Raw genomic sequence first — 18962 nt, 5'->3', positions numbered from 1 at the left:
CAGGTGCTTCAGCATTCGTATCATCCGCCGCAAATGCGGCTGTTGGCAATGATGCGAGTAGCATTGCCGCTACTAACAACCCTGTTAGGATTCGTTTTTTCATATTGATTTCTCCTCCTATTTAACGCTATCAACCAGTCAAAGCACTGATGAACAGCGCATATGAACAAAAAACAAGACGTAAAATGCAGAGAATACCTCATAATTTGCGTTCTGTGGTACTTTATTGCATAACGTCTGAATATCCACTAATTTTACGCTGAAATTATAGCATTGCAGTATACCGTTTGCAACGGCTATTTCACAAAATCGACGAGAATCTATAACCTGTCACATTACCTCGGATTTTTTACGTCAATTTGTGAGGAATTGCGCTACGACGGTGTTTTGAACTGCGATAAATCTCACAATATGAGATTGTATACCACAGAACGCAAACTATGTTATCACAAGTCCCAATCGCCCCATTTGGCGTGCGTGAATAGCCCCGCTCTCTGCCGTATAAATGCGGGTGGTGACAATGCTGGAATGTCCCAAAATGTCAGCGAGACGGCTCAAATCACGCTCCAGCGAGTAAAAAGTGCGGGCAAACAGGTGGCGCAAGCTATGGGGAAAGACCTTCTCTGGCGCTACCCCAGCACTTTCGCACAGGCCCTTCATATCTCGCCAGATATTTGACCGGTCTAACGGCCTACCCGTAGCGCAGATGGTCTGAATGACAAGGGCAAGGCGCTCGTTGTTCTTCCGTTGTGTTTCCTGCACCAAACGGTCATACTCTGCTTTCGTCAGCTCTTTTGATTCATCTATAAATAATACTTTCTGCACTTTCAGCAGTTTCACAGATAGCCCTTGCCAGCCATAAAATCGAAGATAGCCGTTGACGGCGATAAGCATGGAGTTCACCGTGGCTGGAGCATACTTGCTGATAAGCAGTTCTTTCCAGTCGATCAGTGCAGATTTGTTCAGCGGCGCATTGTGCAGGTAGCCGCAGAGTTCATTCAGGTAATGCCTGTATTTCTGAAGTGTAGCAGCAGACCGCTCCTGCTCCCGTAAGTGGGTCAAATATCTGTCAATCATGGTTATCGTTACAGCGGGGTGTTTTTTCGACATATCAGTACCTCCAAATTGTAGTACCGATATTTTACCGCATCTGTAAGAGCTATTCAGTTGCGTTTTCCGGCATATTGACCCAACGGGCTTTCCGTGTTTGAGGGTGAATCACCAGAGTCGGCTTCCCCAGCGCAAGGGCATAGGCCACGGCCTTGTCTTCTGCACTGCCATTGGAAAGGTCGGGGTCATAGACAGTCATTAAAACCTCCGACTGCTTGATGATTTGCTGATAGGCTGAAAACTGGGCGTCTGGCTGCTCATGGAGAGCGATGCAGATTATGTCCGTGCAACTCGCCAGCATATTAAAATAACGGTCTCGCAACTGCGGTGTCCACTTGGTAGCCTGCCCTTCGTGGGGCAGGGCACAGATCAAACGAAGGGCTTGGTCATTTTCCCTCAGCGTGTTGATGATCTCTGCGGCGTATAGCCCCACGCCGGGGTCACAGGCAACTTGAAATTCTGTCACTCCACATTGACGCAGTTCCATAATATCTGGGAGCCGTACATGGAAAAGTGTGAGGATATCCGGCATACGATTGGGATGAAGGAAATGTATGCGCAACGGAAAGAGACCGTAGAGCGCCTCTTCGGAACAGCAAAAGAAAACCACGGATTCCGCTATACACAGATGATAGGAAAAGCCCGGATGGAAATGAAAGTCGGGCTTACGTTTGCCTGCATGAATCTGAAAAAACTGGCAAAGATGATAGCCAGGAAGGGAAAAAGGGGAGCCCAAAAGTGTTTATTATTGATCAAGTACACACTTTTTGAACCGAAAACAAGAAAAACGCTTCTGGAGTGCTGACCAAAAGCGTTTTGTCTACAGTCTGAGGAGGGATTCTAAGAATCCCTCCTCCCCGGTTATCAGTTATCATTGATTATCTTTTTGTAATAATGTCCCTCATTTTCAAAAACATTATTTAAAAAGAATGCAATCTCTGAAGACACTTCTTCCACAAAAATCCTCCAGGGTTCATTATGAGAAAAGCCATGATATAAAAGAAGCTTGCTGTGCGGAATGCATTCAACCGTACGTAGCATAAGATCCGGTCTGGAGATGGGATCTTCCGTTCCACCGATGATAAGCGTGGGAATTGTAATCCCCTTTAAAAACGCCTGTGTATTTGCCTCATTCTGTAAATCTAAAAGCGGACGCTTATAATCGAGCTTCTTTTCTTCCGGTGATTGATGATCCAGCTGCTCTACGGCCATATATTCCTTATCCCGTCTCGCTCTTTCCATTACTGCCTGATCTTCAAAAGTCTCCGGTGGAATTTCCATTGGCTTTACTTTTTCCCCTCTTAAAATTCTCGTTCTATAGGATACAAATCCCTCATCAAGATTATAGGGCCCCGGAACTATTGCAACGAATGCATTCAATCTGTTCTGGTAATCCTTACAAAGATGCCATCCCGTTCCCGCTCCATGGGAATCTCCCGCATAGACGAATTTGCCAATCCCTTTTTTATCTGCAAAGTGGATCACATCTCCTGCCCAGATATCCCACCATCCGGCACCGTAATCAATATCTGAATGATCTGATTTTCCAAATCCACGGTTTGTAAGCAGATATACATGGTAGCCAAATTTGCACAAATCTCTGATGGAAGAGTATCTTGGATAATCAATCATAGAACAAATGACTGTCTTGTCCCCTTCTCCATATTCTTCAAAATGAATATGTACTCCTTCACTTATTTCTATCATTGGCATGATACATCTTCTCCTTTAATTAAATACACCAAACACTGCCAGTAACGTTACAATAACCCCCATCATAATTGCAAGCATCAACTGCTGGTTTCCGACTTTGCTTGAATACTTTTCAGGACAGCCGGTAATGCAGATTGCGCCTCCCATAGAATATGGAGAAATACTGGTTGCAATCATACCCATCTGTGATGCAACTATAATTGCTGCGCCGGATACCCCATAAGAAACAAGTGCCGGTGCCAGTGCAATAATCAGTGGTGTAATAACGCCACCGGATACAAACAGGCTTAAAAATCCGCATACTGCTGCAATGAAAGGAATAATCGCCGAAGCAGGCAGAGATCCAGACTCTAGCAGGGCTGAAATTGTTTCGGTCACTCCTAAGTTTCCTGCTTCTCCCATCAGCATTGCCATACCACATACCATGATAATCAGTCCCCATGGAATCTGATTCTTAATTACATCATTGGTATCTGCTGCCTTGGTCAGGTGCATTGCAATGATTCCAAGTGCCGAAAGAACCTGAATAGTCAGATTTGCTTTCATCCATCCCGTTACGGGATTCGGAAGAATCAACTGAATCAGAGTAGGGATAATAAGTACAGCAATTACCGCTAAAATAATATACATGGTTTTTTTCTGTTCTTTAGTAATCTCAATTTTTTCGTCTCCGAGAATTTCCATCGACGTTTTAACCTTCCATCCTCCAAGTACAATGTAAGAAATGAGCATAAAGGAAATGTTGATGACACAGGCTACAATAAAGAGCTTTGTAAATCCTGCCTCTGCGGCTTCCATTCCGATGGATTCGCCAAACCATGAAGAAAAGGTAGCATAATTGGTAAGCCAGGGTGCCCATGAGCCTGCACAAGTTGCCCAAAGCAAAATGGATGCCAGTACGGGAGGAAGCTTTGCTTCAATAATAAATGCAAATGCGATCGGAGTCAAAAATAAAATAATGGAATCTGTGGAAGCACCTGCAAAAGCCATTAAAAACGGTATTGCAAAGAAAAGTAGCGGTAACAGCCAGGGTGCACCTTTAAAATTCTTAAACAAATACTTTGTGATGCTCAACATCGTACCGTTTGCTGTCGCATAACCAAAAAAGAACGTAACCAAAAACATATTGACAAACAGCCTTGCTGAGAACAAATTTACCACACCGTTAACCCCAAGTCCGGTAATTGTCACGCCAAAAATAAACGCAAAGCCAATGGCAATCAATCCCGCATTTATTTTCAATTTTTTACCGCCAAGTACGGAAATCAATATTGCCACGATAAATAATATCAATTTTACATACGTCATAAAATGAATGCCCTCCAATTTTATAGTTTATTTTCTTCCCGGGATATTGTAAAATTACAATATATAATTGCTAATTTCAATTATATTTTTGGTATTTTTCACCTAACAGTTGCCTAATCAGCCTAATCATATCATGGGAGGGACAAAACAATATGTCAATTACCGCAAAAGAGCTGGCCCAATTATTAAATCTGTCAACCGCATCCGTCTCCGTAGCGCTTAACGGCAAACCTGGAGTCAGCACCGCAACCAGAAAAAGAATTCTCACAGCGGCTCATGAATATGGTTATGATTTTTCAACTTCCACAAAAGAGGGAAAATTGACCGGCACGATTTATTATGTGAGATACGTCAGCTATAGCTCTCCCCAGGAAGCTCCGTTTTTCAGTTATCTCGCTTCTAGTCTGGATAAAGAAATACCTGCAAAAGGTTATAAATATAAAAGCATTAAAATTTTAGAAGATGCGGATTTTGATAACAATCTCGAAAAAATCAAGTACTCGGATTGCGCAGGCATTCTGCTGTTAGGCACGGATATCTCATCGGACCGGCTGAAAAGTTTTCTGGCGTTAGGTTTTCCTCTTGTCCTTATGGACACCTGGTTCAACACTGTACCGGTCAATTGTGTAAAGGTGAATAATCTTCAAGGTGCCTACCTTGCGACAGAGTATCTGATCAAAAAATACAAATGTCAGCCGGGATACCTGCAGTCATCACTCAGACTGTATAATTACGAAGAACGCTTTATAGGGTATGCTCAAGCATTGGAGAAATACAGGATGTCTGTACGGAACAGTGATATCAATATCACGCTACCTAATATGTACGGTGCCCAAGCTGATATGAATGATATTCTGATGTATAAGAACCAATTTGCCAGATGCTATATAGCCGATACGGATGCCCAGGCAGTCGGAGCAATGATGGCTTTTCAATCTCGAGGTTATAAAACACCTGAGGATATCGCTTTCGTCGGATTCGATAATTCGTTCTATTCAGAGAATTCCCATCCGGGTCTTTCCACAATCGAAGCTTATCCATCCTGCATGGCGGAAGCATCCCTGAGCAGACTTTTGGATATGATAAAAGGAGGATTCGATATTCCTGTAAAAATAGAAATCGGAACCTCCCTGATTGAGAGAGGTTCCGCCTGATACCACTATCGTTTTATTTTTTAGAAGTCCCCGAACCAGATATTCAGATCCACTTCCTCATTGATGCCGTCCACAGCGCCTTTTTCGCTGTACTGCCATACCTTATAGGCATACGGATAATAGAGATCATCATTGTAGTAAGCAAACCACTTATCGTACTGTTCCAGCTGTCCCAGATCCAGCATCAGCGTAGCCATCTCCATGTTGTGATAGATCATGGGTTTGTAACCGGCATCCTGAACAGTCTGGCAGAACAGAGCGGTCAGGCGGGTTCTCTCTTCCACGCTCAGATCATTGGCACGTCCTTTGCCGCCGCTTACTTTCTCCACATCGTAGACAATGGGAAGCTCAACATTGTAAGGCTTTATCTTCTCTAATACCAGATTCGCCTCTTCCAACAGTTCTGCATCCGTGATCGCCTGGGAATAGAAGTAGACACCTACTTTGATGCCTGCCTGCAGAGCACCCTTGATATTCTGTTCGAAATACTCGTCTTCCACAAGTTTCCCTTCGGTACCGTAGCCTCTGAGGCCCACACGGATAAATGCGAACTCTACACCATCCGCAGCGACTTTCGTCCAGTCGATATTGCCCTGATGCTTGGAGACGTCGATTCCCTTGTGGGATACCACCTGGCCGTCCTGCATATACTGCACTTCGCCATCCTCCAAAATGTTCAGGTTCTCCAATACATAGTCATTTTTCTGCAAGTCGTCACGAATGGGAACAAAATTAAAAGTTCCGTTGCTCACTACCACCAGTTCATCCGGATAGTAGGGACGTAAAGTCTCTACCATGGTGGTACCGGAGGTCAGGCCATCACGGATCCCGGAGAGGATCTTGTTCTCTTCTTCATCCTCGGCCTGCTGCTTTGCTTCCGCTATCAGCGCATCCACTTCCTCCTGCGTATAAGTCTTAGCAGCCTCTGCTGCACTCTCCGTCTGACCGCCCGCTTCCGCTGCCGCTGCCAGATCGTTGGCGTTATCCTGGAACTTGCTGTCGATCCAGGAATACAGGATTCCTGCCACATATGTTACCAGCACCAGTACTAACAGACATCCGGTCATCACCAGGATTGATGCTAACGTATTATTTTTCTTACGCTTATTTGCCCTGCTCAGACGATCCTCGGAGATCCGTCCGTTTTCATTTTGTTTTTTCATAAGTACCCCTGCTCTCCTTTTTCATACTGTCTCTCTAAAATTACAGTATTCAGCCCTATCTAATTACATGATATCGGGGTCAAAAGCCCCCGACTTTGATGTCTACGGATTGTTCCGTGCTATGCACTCCCACAATCCTACCCAATATTCGCATATCGTGGGATTATCATCCCACTTTTATGCTCATATCGGGGCGGGTCAAAAGGTCTTTCACCCACTTATGAGCAAGCTCATATGGGCTTAGACCTTTTGACCCTGGCATCATTACATTCCTTTATATAATATAATCGAATTTCCGACGGAAAGGAAGAGGGAAAATTATGTTTATGAATTCTTAATGAAATTTCGATTTATCCGGCCATCTCCCGCATTTCCCGCAGTATCTTTTTCTCCAGACGGCTTACCTGTACCTGACTGATCCCCAGGATCCCGGCGATCTCCACCTGGGTCTTATTTTGAAAATAGCGCATGCGGATCAACTCCCGGTCTCTCTCCGGAAGCTCCCCAAGCAGCTGTGCCAGCAGCATCTGGTCTAACAGCCTGTCCTTCTCCACATCATTTTCCACAGCTCCGCTGCTGCCAATGCTGGCACCTACGCAGCCATGGGTGGCCGCCACTACCCGGTCCGCCAGGCACAATTCGCTGCCATCCTCCTGCCCCAAGCTGCTGTTGAGGGATTCCACCTCTGCTCCGGCTTCCATTGCCAGAATGATCGCCTCCCTGCCAAGCTGTGCTTCCTCGGACAGCTCCTGCAGCGTCGGTTCTCTGTGCAGTCTGCTCTGCAGCCGTTGTCTTGCCAGCTTCACCTTCAGTCCGTCCTCTTTAATCGTGCGGGAGACCTTTAACAGTCCATCGTCCCTAAGGAATCTCTTGATCTCTCCTGTGATCATGGGTACGGCATAGGTGGAGAACCGCACGTCCAGTCTCAGATCAAATTTATCAATGGCTTTCATCAAACCGATGACCCCGATCTGAAACAGATCCTCCGGGTCATACCCTCTGCCCAGGAATCTCTTTACAATGTGGTGCACCAGTCCTAAATTGTTCTCGATCAGTACTTCTCTCGCTTCTTTATCCCCGCTCTGTGACTTTCCGATGAGTACTGATACTTCTTCCATGTCTCAGTCCTCTTTTCCGATCCAGTCTCCGCAACGCATTTTCTTCCACATATGTACTCTTGTGCCCTTCCCCGGTGTGCTCTCCACCTCCAGGTCATCCATGAACGCTTCCATAAAGGCAAATCCCATGCCGGAACGCTCCAGTTCCGGTTTCGTGGTAAACAGCGGTTCCATGGCTTTCTTAAGATCCTCGATCCCCTTTCCCTGATCTGTGATCTCGATGGATAACATATCTCCCTCCAGGACACAGCGCATCCGCACTTTTCCCGGATGAACAATACTGTACGCCGGAATGCTTTCCCCATGTCTGCTGTACCCGGACAGGTTCTCGTAACCGTGAATAATGGCATTGGTCACCGCTTCCGACACTGCAGTTTTGATATCCGCCAGTTCCTCCAGCGTCGGATTCAGATGGGTGATGAATGCCGCCACCGCCACTCTGGCAAAGCTCTCATTGCAGGAAATCGCATCAAATACGATCTCCATCTCATTCCGGTTCCCTTGTGTTTTATTCTGCGGATCCTCTCTTTTCTCTGTCAGTTGCACTTCTTCCCTCTCTGCTACCATGTTTTCCTCATTTCTGCGCTTGCTATTGCACCTTTTTTCATATTTTTTTGCATGATTTCTTTCATATTTTCCATATTTTCGACAATCTCTTTGCTCTGTCTCTCTTACCCCGGCAGGATTTCTACAATCCTGTGGAGCCCGGACATTCGGAAAATACGCTGGATCTGCCGATCTGTATGGATGGCATAGACATGACCTCCGAAGCAGGAAATCTTGCGATATCGTCCCATAATAATTCCAATCCCCGAAGAATCCATAAAACGGGTATCTTCAAAATCAAACACTACATTTTCCACATTTTCCCTGACCAGAAGCCTGTCCGCCCCCTCGCAGATGTAGGCGGCTCTGTGATGATCCACTTCCTCCGGCATACGCACCATCAGGCAATTATCAATGATCTGAAAGTCTTGAAAATCTTCCATATTTCCTCTCATTCTGCTGTTGCACAGCGTTTCTTCATTTTGCTATAAAAAAAGAGAACCTGCCTCTTGTAACAAGTTCTCTTTCGTGTGTTGTGTGTAATTGTCTGATGGTATGTTGCAAATTCCTATTGTGCGGTATTCTCTGCCAGCTGGGAACGATATCTCTGAGCACTTCTGGCAGTCTCGGTATTCGGGAACAGCTCTATGATCTTATCATAAGTAGCGATGGCATTCTGTGCGTCGTCGCTCTTGCGATAGGAATTACCCAGACTAAGCCAGGCGTCCTTGTTCGTCTCATCATAGATGACTGCCTTGGACAGATTCTCGATAGCCGCTTTATAATCCTCACTGCGGTAAGCATTATAGCCTGTCTCATAATACTGCGCCGAGAGCTGCGGTCCGATCAGGCCAAGCAATGTCTTATACAATGTCTGAAAAGCTTCGGAAGTATCATCCACATTCACAGAAGCGGAAATCGTCTCCAGGTTCATTGCCGTCTGTGTAATATCCTGATTCTCCAGATAGGCAGTAGCTGCTGCCAACAGGTTATCAATGGTCTGCAATGTACCATCGGCTCCCACATATCCCTGGAGCTCCTGATTCAGGGTATCGTTCTCTGTCTGCAATGCCTCCATCTGTGTCTCAAGCTCCTGAATTCTGGAGGTCTTGGTGTCTAACTGGTTACCGATATCCGTGATGGTCTTCTGTGCTTCATTATTGGCATTAGACACTGCCGCCGGAACCACCAGGAAATACATTACAGCCAGTCCGATGACCAGTCCGATAGCGATATTGATCAGAGAGGACAGGCCTGCACTCTTCTGCTCTTTCACATTTAATGGCTGGATGATGATCTCGTTGTCACTCTGGTAGCGGACTGCATCGTCTTTTTTCCGTCTGCCGGTCTGTTTGCCGTTCTCATCCGGCGTCAGCTGCATCTCCACTTCCTTCAGATAACGAAGGGTCAGTGTATTGTTGCGATCGATGTCCATGCATTTGCGCAGTTCCCTCTCCGCTCTGTCCCACTGCTCACTGTCCATGTAGAGCAGCGCTAACAACTGATGTGCCCGGATGAACTTCGGGTTCAGGGACAATACCTTTTTCAGCTGGATAATTGCCAGATCCTTGCTGTCCTGATTGCAGTAGACCAGTGCCTGGTTGTATTTTTTGATGGTCTGGTTAATGGCATCCAGACGGGAAGCGTTGGACTGCAGCATGTTGATATAGTCGTCCGCGATATTTTTCTCGGGACGCATATTTTTGCTGATGACCCATTCGCTGAGAGCCGCAACAACCTCTCCGGTCTCAAAATATACCAGTCCTAACAGATTTCTGGCTTCGATATTGTTTTTATTGAATTTCAGGCTCTGCCGTAAGCTGTTAATCGCACCTGTAAGATCCCGTACTCCCGCTTTCTCCAGTCCGTCGTTGTAGAAACGGTTGGACATGCACATGATCTTTTTATAGAGGGATACATCTGCTCCACAGGATGTACAGAAATCATGCTCTGACAGATGGCAGCCGCAGTTATAACAAAACATGCTTTCCCTCCTATTTCTTTTCTTTTTCTTCAGCTTCTTTCATCATCTTCACCAAAAGATCCGCCGCATCGGTCAGATCCTGATTGTAGATGGCTTCTTCCGCATCTTCCACTTCCAGGCTTGGATGAAACTTCTTCAGTTCTTCTTCAAAATTGATCATAGTCCAAAGACTCCTTTATTTCCCCGACAAGATACAGGCTGCCCGCGATATAGAGACGTTCTCCGGGGCGTTGCTCCCGAAGCTGCTCCCGCAGTGCCGTATCCGCTTCCGTATACATAGTATAATGTCCCGGATAAGCTGCCAGCAGATCTCTGAATTCTTCCAGTGAAAGAGATCTCGCCGTCCGCATATGGGTAAAAGCGATATGGTCGAACAATCCCGACGTGATCACCCGCTGTATCATATGCCTGCAGTCCTTATCCGCAGCCACACCGAACAACAGTCTCCTGCCTGTCGCATGGCCATCTTCTGTTACGGTATCCAGAAAAGCCCGGATGCCGTCGTCATTATGCGCACCATCCACATACACCTCAGGAAGCACCTCTTCCATACGTCCCTGCCAGAAGCAGCCAAGGATTCCCCGACGGATCTCTTCCACAGTGGGACACCCGGCTCCTGCACAGAGCCTGCCGCCGTTCTCCTCCGTATCCGTACTGCGAAACAGCACTTCCACGGCCCGAACCGCCAACGCTGCATTCTCCATCTGGTAGCGTGCAATGGTGTGCAAAGTAAGACTAATATAATTATAATACTCAGAGCGCAGGGAAAAATCAATGTATTTCTTCCGAAATCCGAGGAAAGTATAGTCCTTTTTCGACACCGGTATCTGTGGGGCATCAAGTTCTGACGCTTTACGGCAAATTACCGCACTGGCGTCCGCATCCCCGTCCAGGTACACCACCGGAACACCCGGGCGCAGGATCCCTGCCTTTTCCGCAGCGATCTTCGCCGTGGTGTCTCCCAGGTACTGTACGTGATCCAGACTGATCCTCGTAATGACGGTCAAAAGCTTATTGTCCACATAATTCGTGGCATCCAGTCTTCCCCCCAGTCCGGTCTCAATGATGCAGTAATCCGGCTTTTCTTCTGCAAAGCAGAGTAATGCCATACAGAAAAGATATTCGTAAAAATTAAGTACAAATTCCGGGGGCTCTTCTCCCTCCTGCAGCTCATCCCCTACTGCACGGTAAACCTGTAAAAAGGCTTCTTCGGATATCATTTTTCCATTGACGGTAAACCGCTCCCGCATATCCACCAGATGAGGTGAAGTAAATACGGCCGTGCGATAGCCTGCTTCCTGCAGAATCGAACTCATGTAGGCACAGACGGAGCCTTTTCCATTGGTTCCCGCCACATGGATGATCCGCAGATCCTGCTCCGGATTTCCCAGTTTCTTTAAAAACCACCTGAAATCCCTGTTATCCTTTTTGACAGTAAAGCGGGGCATATCGTTAAGATATGCCACCGCTTCCTCATACGATGATGCATTTTTATTCATAATCTAATCATCCCTACAAAATCCAATAACTCTGCTTTGTCTCATGACAGAGTGTACAACACCTTCTGTTCTATTGTCAATGCAGTTAATGCGGGCGCTCATCTTTCTTCTATGCGGAAATCCAAATTTATGATATAATGAGCCCAGTCCCGCCAATATGCCAGCATAATTGGTGAACAACGAATTGAATTAACAGGAGGATTTATAAATAAGTTATGCTTCATCCACTTAACAGTAAACGGTTTAGAAAAATATTATGTGGGGGGCTTTTCACGTTGGTCCCTCTTCTTTCCGCCATTCTTTTTTGTTTCAGGGATGGAAAATTAATCAGTGATATTTATATTCCTCTGGGTGGCTGGAGTGATGAGATCACCTACTACAAACAGATCGAAGGGATCCTCGCCTATGGTATGCCCCGCGGCTACTTTGGCTACAACCAGTCCCGGGCTCTCTATGGCTCTCTCGGAGTATGGGGACTGCTGCCTCTGATCCCTTATGTTATATTCGGATTTTTCTTCGGCTGGAATTACTGTTCCCCGGTTTATGCCAATATTCTCTTCAGCATGCTGGCTTTTCTCGTGATCTATATTTTTCTACGTCCCGATAAAAAAAGCCTTGGCGTTATTTCCATATTCTGGATCACAAATCAGTTCCTGAACCGCTATGTACTCTCGGGTGTAGTAGAATCTTCTGTTATTTTACAATTAGTTGTGATAACCTCATGTGCTGAATACTTATTATCCGATAAAGTGCGTACGCTAGCCGGTCGTTCCTTTACTCCCCGTAAAGATTCCGCCGTATTGGTTCTATGTACTTTTCTGATCTGCCTTTTAACCCTGGCCAGACCCTATTACGGAGTCTTATTTCTGATCCCACTGTGGAAAGCCGTAAAGGATAAAAACAGGAAGCTGATCTTCTCCCTTCCGTTTTTGGCTGTTGCGATCATAGGTTTATTTTTTATCAATAACCATTATTTTTGTTCTGTGTATTTTAACAATATTTTTGCCTTCGATAAAATGCGTTCTGCCGGGCTTTCAGGAATGTTACTGTCTCTTTTCGACAGCATCATCGAAATTCTTCGTCTGATCTGGTATGCCCTGCGTTATAAGGGAAGCGGAGTCGGCTGGTACTATCTCCTCTTAGGTCTGGAATTATTCGGAATGACAGTCATATGCATTCTGAGAAAAATCCGAAAGCAGGCGGTTCCTCCTATATATATCATTACATTAATCGGGAATTCCCTGATTCTTATCAGCATTATCGAAATGTATCAGCTGGGTGTGGGGGCAAGACATATTTTAGCTCTGCTCACCGTAAATGCAGTTGTTCTGATCCTGGAATCCCATTTTTTCTGGGGAATTCTGTTTGCTGCCATATGCCTGTTCTCCATCTGGCAGACGCAGGGTGCTGATGGACTTCCTTATGCGGAGGAAAGTTACTCTTCGTATATGGATTCTTTGGAAGAGACTTTCTCCAAGATCATTCAGATATCCGATGATATCTCCTATGAAAATGTCGTGGCAATGCCCACCGCAGACAGCAAAGCCGCAAGCCCGGACGAAAATGTTTCCACCTATTACGGTCTTCTGTTCGCCGTTCCCGCCGGAGCCGGGGTCAGCCTTGATTATCAGGACTTTTATGATGATCCGGACAATATAAAAGCAAAATATATTCTGGTTCATCCGGAAGGAAGTATCCGGTTTACACTGGAAAATATGGGAATGACCTGTGTCTATGAGGACAGCACTACCATGCTGTATTCCCGATAACAAAATAGTGCCAATGCCTAAGCAAAAAGCTGTATGTCCCACAGAACATACAGCTTTTCTTTTCCTAATATTCTATAAAAACATCTTATGTCAGCTGCTCTAAGCGCTTTGTCACCTGTTCCATAATCTGCTCGTATTTTGCCAGCTTTTCCTTCTCCTCTGCGATCTTCGCTTCGGGAGCCTTGGACAGGAATCTTTCGTTGGACAGCATTCCCTTAGAACGAGCCAGCTCGCCTTCCAGTCTCTTCTGTTCCTTCTTCAGACGCTCGATCTCCTGTGCGATGTCTACCAGCTCCGCAAACGGGATGTACAGGGTTGCACCGGGGATCACTACGGATACCGCGTCATCTGCGATGCCGGTCTTGTCAGCCTGGATCATGATCTCATTGGCATAAGCAAGACTTGCGAAGAACAGCTTACCCTCTTCAAAGATCCTGCGGATCTCGTCATTTTCGCTGACTACATATACACTTGCTTTACGGCTGGGTGCCACGTTCATCTCGGTACGGATGTTGCGGATACCGCGAACGGCTTCCTTAATCGTTTCGATAGCCTTCTCCTCTGCGGGGAATGCACGATCTTCGCTGTACTCCGGCCACTTGCTGATCATGATGGACTCTTCTTCATTCTGAATGGTGCAGAAGATTTCCTCGGTGATGAACGGCATGTAAGGATGCAACAGCTTCAGAGCGTCGATCAGGACGGTCTTTAAGGTCCACAGTGCCGCATTCTGGCTGACTGCATCGTCGGTGCTGTACAGACGGGGTTTTACCATCTCAATGTACCAGTCACAGAATTCATCCCAGATAAAGTCATATACCTTCTGTACGGCAATACCCAGTTCGAAGTGATCCATGTTGTCGGTCACATCTTTTACCAGAGTGTTTAACTTGGACAGGATCCACTTGTCTACGGGCTGCAAATCTGCTGCCGCAGGGGTGGTGATATCTTTTCCGGTCTTCTCCAGCGCCTGCTCCATGTTCATCATGATGAAACGGGAAGCATTCCATACCTTGTTGGCAAAGTTACGGCTGTTCTCTACTCTCTCATAGTAGAAACGCATATCGTTGCCCGGTGCGTTGCCGGTGATCAGAGTCAGACGCAGTGCATCGGCACCGTACTGGCTGATGATCTCTAAGGGATCGATACCGTTGCCCAGAGACTTGGACATCTTACGTCCCTGACTGTCACGTACCAGTCCGTGGAACAGTACGGTCTTGAAAGGCTTCTCTCCCATCTGCTCATATCCGGAGAAGATCATACGGATAACCCAGAAGAAGATGATATCATAACCGGTTACCAGGACATCGGTAGGATAAAAATACTTCAGATCCTCGGTCTGCTCCGGCCATCCCAGGGTCTCAAAAGGCCACAGTGCAGAGGAGAACCAGGTATCCAGGGTATCGGGATCTTGTGTAAAGTGGGTGCAGCCGCACTTGGGACATACCTTCGGCATCTCCTTGGCTACGACTACTTCACCGCAGTCATCGCAGTAATATGCGGGAATCCTGTGTCCCCACCACAGCTGACGGCTGATACACCAGTCGCGGATGTTGTCCGTCCAGTTGAAGTAGTTCTTCTCCATACGTTCGGGGATCAGCTTGATCTCGCCATTTTTTACTGCTTCTCTTGCGGGTTTGATCAGCTCATCCATCTTAACGAACCACTGGTCCTTTACCATGGGCTCGATGGTGGTCTTACAACGGTCATGGGTACCTACGTTGTGTACATGATCTTCGATCTTTACTAACAGGCCCATCTGATCCAGTTCTTCCACGATGGCTTTTCTTGCTTCGTAACGGTCCATGCCCTCGAACTTGCCGCCGTTTTTATTGATGGTGGCATCATCGTTCAGGATATTGATCACGGGCAGATTATGACGCTTACCAACCTCAAAGTCATTGGGGTCATGAGCCGGAGTGATCTTAACGACACCGGTACCGAACTCTCTGTCTACATAAGCATCCTCAACGATAGGAATCACACGGTTTACGATAGGAAGCAGTACCTTTCTGCCATGCAGATGTGTATAACGCTCGTCATCGGGATGGATGGCTACTGCGGTATCACCTAACATGGTCTCGGGACGGGTAGTGGCAAAGGTCAGAAACTCTGTGGTGCTGGGAGTTCCGTCCTCGTTCATCAACGGATACTTGATGTGCCAAAAATGTCCTGCCTGCTCCTGATATTCTACTTCTGCATCAGAGATGGAGGTATTACATACGGGACACCAGTTAACGATACGGGCACCCTTGTAGATATAGCCTTTTTCGTGCATCTTCACGAATACTTCGGTGACTGCCTTGTTACAGCCCTCATCCATGGTGAAACGCTCTCTGTCCCAGTCACAGGAAGAACCCAGCTTTTTCAGCTGTTCGATAATACGTCCGCCGTATTCCTTCTTCCACTCCCAGGCTCTCTCTAAGAACTTTTCACGACCCAGATCGTGTTTGTCGATGCCTTCTTCCTTCAGCTTCTGGATGATCTTGACCTCGGTAGCGATACTTGCATGGTCGGTACCGGGCTGCCACAGTGCATTATAGCCCTGCATTCTCTTATAACGGATCAGGATATCCTGCATGGTGTTGTCCAGTGCATGCCCCATGTGGAGCTGTCCGGTGATATTTGGGGGCGGGATCACGATAGTGAAGGGAGTCTTACTATGATCTACCTCCGCATGAAAATACTTTTTGTCAAGCCACTTCTGATACAGTCTGTCTTCTATGCCGTTTGGGTCATAGGTCTTGGCTAATTCTTTGCTCATTTTGTCCTCCTTAAATTTTCCTGAAACTAAAGAAGCCCTCTGCCGACTCTCGTCAGCAAAGGGCGTCATTAACGCGGTACCACCTTTGTTCACAGCTTGCGCTGCCTCGCGACTTCTTACAAAGTCCTATCCGGTAACGGGGATAACTCGTGAGAACTTACGCCCGGAATATCCGGTCTCGGCTCTCCGGCTTGGAAGCTACCTTCCACATTCCTGTCTTGAAGCAGCCTTCCAGCGCATACATGCAGCCACTCTCTCTGGTAAGGGGATATGTGTACTCCTCTTCGTCATTGCCTTTGTTTTCATAAAAGCTACTGTAACTATTCAGAACCCCATTCGCAAAACCGCCTCTACGAGGCTTTCCTTTTGCTCATGTGGTTACTTCGCCCTATAAAGCTTATCAATTGTTCTTACGAATGCAAGCATTCGACACTCATTTGATAAGCTTTACAGGCTCTGAATAATTACAAACTACTAATAAGAAATATAGTACAGAAATTCCGACTTTGTCAAGGAAATCTTGTTTTCCTGCAGAATGTATGGTTTTTATGTGTAAACTGGCATGGTAAAAAAAACACATTCTGGCTCTTTTAAGCAAGCCACTTTTTCTATACACTGAATTCTAACATATCCCACTGAACAAATGGGAATTATGAAAAAGAAACCCAAAGAGGAGATCATCATTATGGAAAAGAAAAAATCATACGGCGTATTGATCGCGGGAGCCATTCTCCTGATCCTGGGAATTATCCTGGCAGTCATTACCCACAATAACAGTTATCAAGAGTCCGTTGCTTATGGCAGCCAGTTAAGCGATGTCAAGGCACAGTTAGAAGAAGTAGGTGCGTCCATTGAAGCAATTAACGCAGGTACCGCAACCGGAGATCTGGATGCCCTGAATGCACAGAAAGATGAGTTATCCGCTCAGAAATCCACACTGTCCGATGAGAAGCTTTCCGCAGAACGCCCTTATTCTTACAGCCTGGTTCTTGTATTCTTCGCTATTTTGCTGACGATCAAGGGATTGTATAATGCGATTGCAGGCGTTCCTTCCGCAGAGAAAAAAGTGGATGTAACCAGACTGGCTCAGGCAGGATTATTGGCGGCTCTTTGCTACATCGGCTTTGCTTTTTTGAAATTTGACATTCCCGTTCCCGGCAGTCTGGAAAAAACCGCAGTGCACTTCGGCAATGTTTTCTGTGTACTGGCTGCTCTGCTTCTGGGTGGTTACTGGGGTGGACTTGCCGGTGCCGTGGGTATGACCATCGCTGACCTGACTACTGCTTATGTAACCAGTGCTCCCAAGACTTTCCTATTAAAACTGTGCATCGGTCTGATCGTAGGTCTGGTAGCTCACAAGATTTTCCACCTGAGTGCTGAGCATCCGAAAAAATATGTGGCTCGTGTCACTATTTTAGCTTCTGTCTGCGGTATGGCATTTAATATTGTAGCCGATCCTTTGGTAGGGTACTTCTATAAGACATATTTGTTAGGGGTGCCTCAGGATATTTCCAAGGCATTGGCAAAAATTGCAACCGGTGTTACTGCCTTTAATGCTGTCTGGGCAGTTGTTCTGGCAACCGTCCTTTATCTGGCACTTCGTCCGGCACTGAAGAAAGCAGGATTATTCCATGAAATGTAATGCTAACAATTGTAATACTACTGCTCATAAAGGCGGGGATTTCGTTCCCCGCCTTGCTATGATCAACGATATTGCCGGTTTTGGGCGCTGCTCCACCACCGTGTCTCTGCCCGTGATCAGCGTAATGAAGGTACAGGTATGCCCTGTGCCTACTTCTGTTCTATCAAACCATTTGGGATTTCCTCTCTGCCATTTTGATGACTACACCTCTCATATGCGAGATTATATAAAAGTATGGAACGAACTGGGACTTACCTTCGATGGGTTATACTGTGGGTTCTTAGGAAATGAAGAGCAGATCGACATTGTACGGGAATTCGTGGAAATGTTCCGGCCGCCCCTGTTTTTGCTGGATCCGGTCATGGGAGACCACGGCAGGGCCTACTCCTCCATCACAGAGACGCATGTTCAGAAGATGAAGGCTCTGCTGCCTCTGGCGGATATTATCACGCCGAATATCACGGAAGCCTGCCTGCTGACCGGCACTCCCTGGAAGGATGGGGAATGGACGATGCAGGAGCTGTCCGGATTATGTGAGCGACTGGCTGACATTTGTCAAACAGCTTCCATTACATCCGACGAAGCCTCCACGGGCATTACTGCCAGTGGTTCTGACGGGAGTTCCGTTGGCGCTGTCTCCAATGGTTCCTCTGGTGCTTCCATTGTCATCACCGGGATCCGCCAGGGGGATTCTCTGGTGAACTTTCTGTGGGATGATGGTGTCTATACCACTGTTTCCACCCCCATTGCCGGAGCCTCCCGCCCCGGCACCGGAGACATCTTCGCCTCCATTCTCGCCGCCGATGCCGTCCGCGGGGAGACTCTGCTAACCTCCGTGCAGAAGGCAGCGAACTTCGTAGGTCTGTGCATCGCCGGAAGTGAAAAGGCGGGAACGCCCGTGCAGGAGGGCGTAGTGTTTGAAAAGTATCTGGCGGCGTTGTTGTAAAAAAGGCGACGGCTTTTTCTTTTACCGTCGCCCGACAGAGCGGATTATTTAGTCATTCCAATTGGGGTCACCAACATTATAACTCTGATCTGCAACAGGTTCGTTAGGGTTATCGTAGCAGCTTTCAATAGTCAGGTGAAACTCCGGTAAGCTATCACAAGTGTTCGACTTATTTTCCAGTTTACTTGATGTGATATTGTCAATATTGGTTGACACATTTATCTCAAAGATATCATTTCCTATGCA

General features: G+C 46.7%; 17 protein-coding genes and 1 pseudogene. 5 read left to right on the top strand and 13 right to left on the bottom strand.

Going from position 1 to position 18962, the window contains the following annotated elements:
• Positions 1 to 438: 438 nt before the first annotated feature.
• Together ACTRDR_RS13825 and ACTRDR_RS13820 are read right to left on the bottom strand one after the other, a co-directional pair.
• Positions 439 to 1110, bottom strand: a complete 672-nt coding sequence (locus tag ACTRDR_RS13825) for a tyrosine-type recombinase/integrase (protein WP_440528161.1) — start codon at positions 1108 to 1110, stop codon at positions 439 to 441.
• A gap of 49 nt (positions 1111 to 1159) precedes the next feature.
• Positions 1160 to 1597 (bottom strand): SLOG family protein, encoded by a 438-nt coding sequence (locus ACTRDR_RS13820; protein ID WP_440528160.1) that lies wholly within the window; start codon positions 1595 to 1597, stop codon positions 1160 to 1162.
• On the opposite strand from ACTRDR_RS13820, the pseudogene ACTRDR_RS13815 reads away from it, so the two are divergent.
• Positions 1586 to 1915: pseudogene (locus ACTRDR_RS13815) on the top strand (transposase); the annotation flags it as partial. The gene ACTRDR_RS13820 and the pseudogene ACTRDR_RS13815 sit on opposite strands and share 12 nt — an antisense overlap.
• A 59-nt stretch (positions 1916 to 1974) precedes the next feature.
• Here ACTRDR_RS13815 and ACTRDR_RS13810 read toward each other — a convergent pair.
• Together ACTRDR_RS13810 and ACTRDR_RS13805 are read right to left on the bottom strand one after the other, a co-directional pair.
• Positions 1975 to 2823 carry an alpha/beta fold hydrolase gene (locus ACTRDR_RS13810; protein WP_440528159.1) on the bottom strand — a complete coding sequence of 283 codons (849 nt, stop codon included), beginning with the start codon at positions 2821 to 2823 and terminating at the stop codon, positions 1975 to 1977.
• A 15-nt stretch (positions 2824 to 2838) separates the two neighbouring features.
• Positions 2839 to 4131: an SLC13 family permease gene (locus ACTRDR_RS13805; RefSeq protein ID WP_440528157.1), complete on the bottom strand. Its 1293-nt coding sequence runs from the start codon at positions 4129 to 4131 to the stop codon at positions 2839 to 2841.
• A 152-nt stretch (positions 4132 to 4283) separates the two neighbouring features.
• On the opposite strand from ACTRDR_RS13805, the gene ACTRDR_RS13800 reads away from it, so the two are divergent.
• Positions 4284 to 5285, top strand: a complete 1002-nt coding sequence (locus ACTRDR_RS13800; RefSeq protein WP_440528155.1) for a LacI family DNA-binding transcriptional regulator — start codon at positions 4284 to 4286, stop codon at positions 5283 to 5285.
• A 20-nt stretch (positions 5286 to 5305) separates the two neighbouring features.
• Here ACTRDR_RS13800 and ACTRDR_RS13795 read toward each other — a convergent pair whose 3' ends face one another.
• The 7 genes from ACTRDR_RS13795 to ACTRDR_RS13765 all read right to left on the bottom strand — a co-directional run bounded on the left by ACTRDR_RS13795 (position 5306) and on the right by ACTRDR_RS13765 (position 11595).
• Entirely contained in the window at positions 5306 to 6448 is a 1143-nt protein-coding gene (locus tag ACTRDR_RS13795) for a glycoside hydrolase family 25 protein (protein WP_440528154.1), read from the bottom strand.
• A 350-nt stretch (positions 6449 to 6798) separates the two neighbouring features.
• Complete coding sequence (locus ACTRDR_RS13790; RefSeq protein WP_440528152.1) at positions 6799 to 7566, bottom strand: SigB/SigF/SigG family RNA polymerase sigma factor; 768 nt, start codon at positions 7564 to 7566, stop codon at positions 6799 to 6801.
• 3 nt (positions 7567 to 7569) lie between these two features.
• Entirely contained in the window at positions 7570 to 8052 is a 483-nt protein-coding gene (locus tag ACTRDR_RS13785; RefSeq protein WP_440528163.1) for an ATP-binding protein, read from the bottom strand.
• 185 nt (positions 8053 to 8237) lie between these two features.
• A complete protein-coding gene (locus ACTRDR_RS13780) occupies positions 8238 to 8555 on the bottom strand; it encodes an STAS domain-containing protein (RefSeq protein WP_440528151.1) in 318 nt (105 codons plus the stop codon).
• Positions 8556 to 8680: 125 nt separating this feature from the next.
• Entirely contained in the window at positions 8681 to 10096 is a 1416-nt protein-coding gene (locus ACTRDR_RS13775; RefSeq protein ID WP_440528150.1) for a tetratricopeptide repeat protein, read from the bottom strand.
• A gap of 10 nt (positions 10097 to 10106) precedes the next feature.
• Positions 10107 to 10256, bottom strand: a complete 150-nt coding sequence (locus ACTRDR_RS13770; RefSeq protein WP_440528148.1) for a hypothetical protein — start codon at positions 10254 to 10256, stop codon at positions 10107 to 10109.
• A complete protein-coding gene (locus ACTRDR_RS13765; protein WP_440528147.1) occupies positions 10243 to 11595 on the bottom strand; it encodes a bifunctional folylpolyglutamate synthase/dihydrofolate synthase in 1353 nt (450 codons plus the stop codon). Before ACTRDR_RS13765 ends, ACTRDR_RS13770 begins: the two co-directional genes overlap by 14 nt.
• 275 nt (positions 11596 to 11870) lie before the next feature.
• On the opposite strand from ACTRDR_RS13765, the gene ACTRDR_RS13760 reads away from it, so the two are divergent.
• On the top strand, positions 11871 to 13364 hold the full coding sequence (locus tag ACTRDR_RS13760; RefSeq protein WP_440528145.1) for a hypothetical protein: 1494 nt from the start codon (positions 11871 to 11873) through the stop codon (positions 13362 to 13364).
• A gap of 85 nt (positions 13365 to 13449) precedes the next feature.
• Here the strand turns inward: ACTRDR_RS13760 and ACTRDR_RS13755 are convergent, their stop codons facing one another.
• Complete coding sequence (locus tag ACTRDR_RS13755) at positions 13450 to 16128, bottom strand: valine--tRNA ligase (RefSeq protein WP_440528144.1); 2679 nt, start codon at positions 16126 to 16128, stop codon at positions 13450 to 13452.
• Between the two features lie 685 nt (positions 16129 to 16813).
• Here ACTRDR_RS13755 and ACTRDR_RS13750 point away from each other — a divergent pair.
• Both ACTRDR_RS13750 and ACTRDR_RS13745 read left to right on the top strand, forming a co-directional pair.
• Positions 16814 to 17770 carry an ECF transporter S component gene (locus tag ACTRDR_RS13750; RefSeq protein WP_440528143.1) on the top strand — a complete coding sequence of 319 codons (957 nt, stop codon included), beginning with the start codon at positions 16814 to 16816 and terminating at the stop codon, positions 17768 to 17770.
• Entirely contained in the window at positions 17760 to 18716 is a 957-nt protein-coding gene (locus ACTRDR_RS13745) for a bifunctional hydroxymethylpyrimidine kinase/phosphomethylpyrimidine kinase (protein ID WP_440528142.1), read from the top strand. Before ACTRDR_RS13750 ends, ACTRDR_RS13745 begins: the two co-directional genes overlap by 11 nt.
• Positions 18717 to 18764: 48 nt before the next feature.
• Here the strand turns inward: ACTRDR_RS13745 and ACTRDR_RS13740 are convergent.
• The coding region (locus ACTRDR_RS13740) for a hypothetical protein (RefSeq protein ID WP_440528141.1) at positions 18765 to 18962 on the bottom strand (198 nt) is incomplete at its 5' end.

This window comes from Simiaoa sp., from assembly GCF_051972595.1.
Classification (GTDB): domain Bacteria; phylum Bacillota; class Clostridia; order Lachnospirales; family Lachnospiraceae; genus Acetatifactor; species Acetatifactor hominis.
The sequence above is the reverse complement of the archived record's forward strand: the minus strand, read 5'-3'. Positions and strand labels throughout refer to the sequence as shown.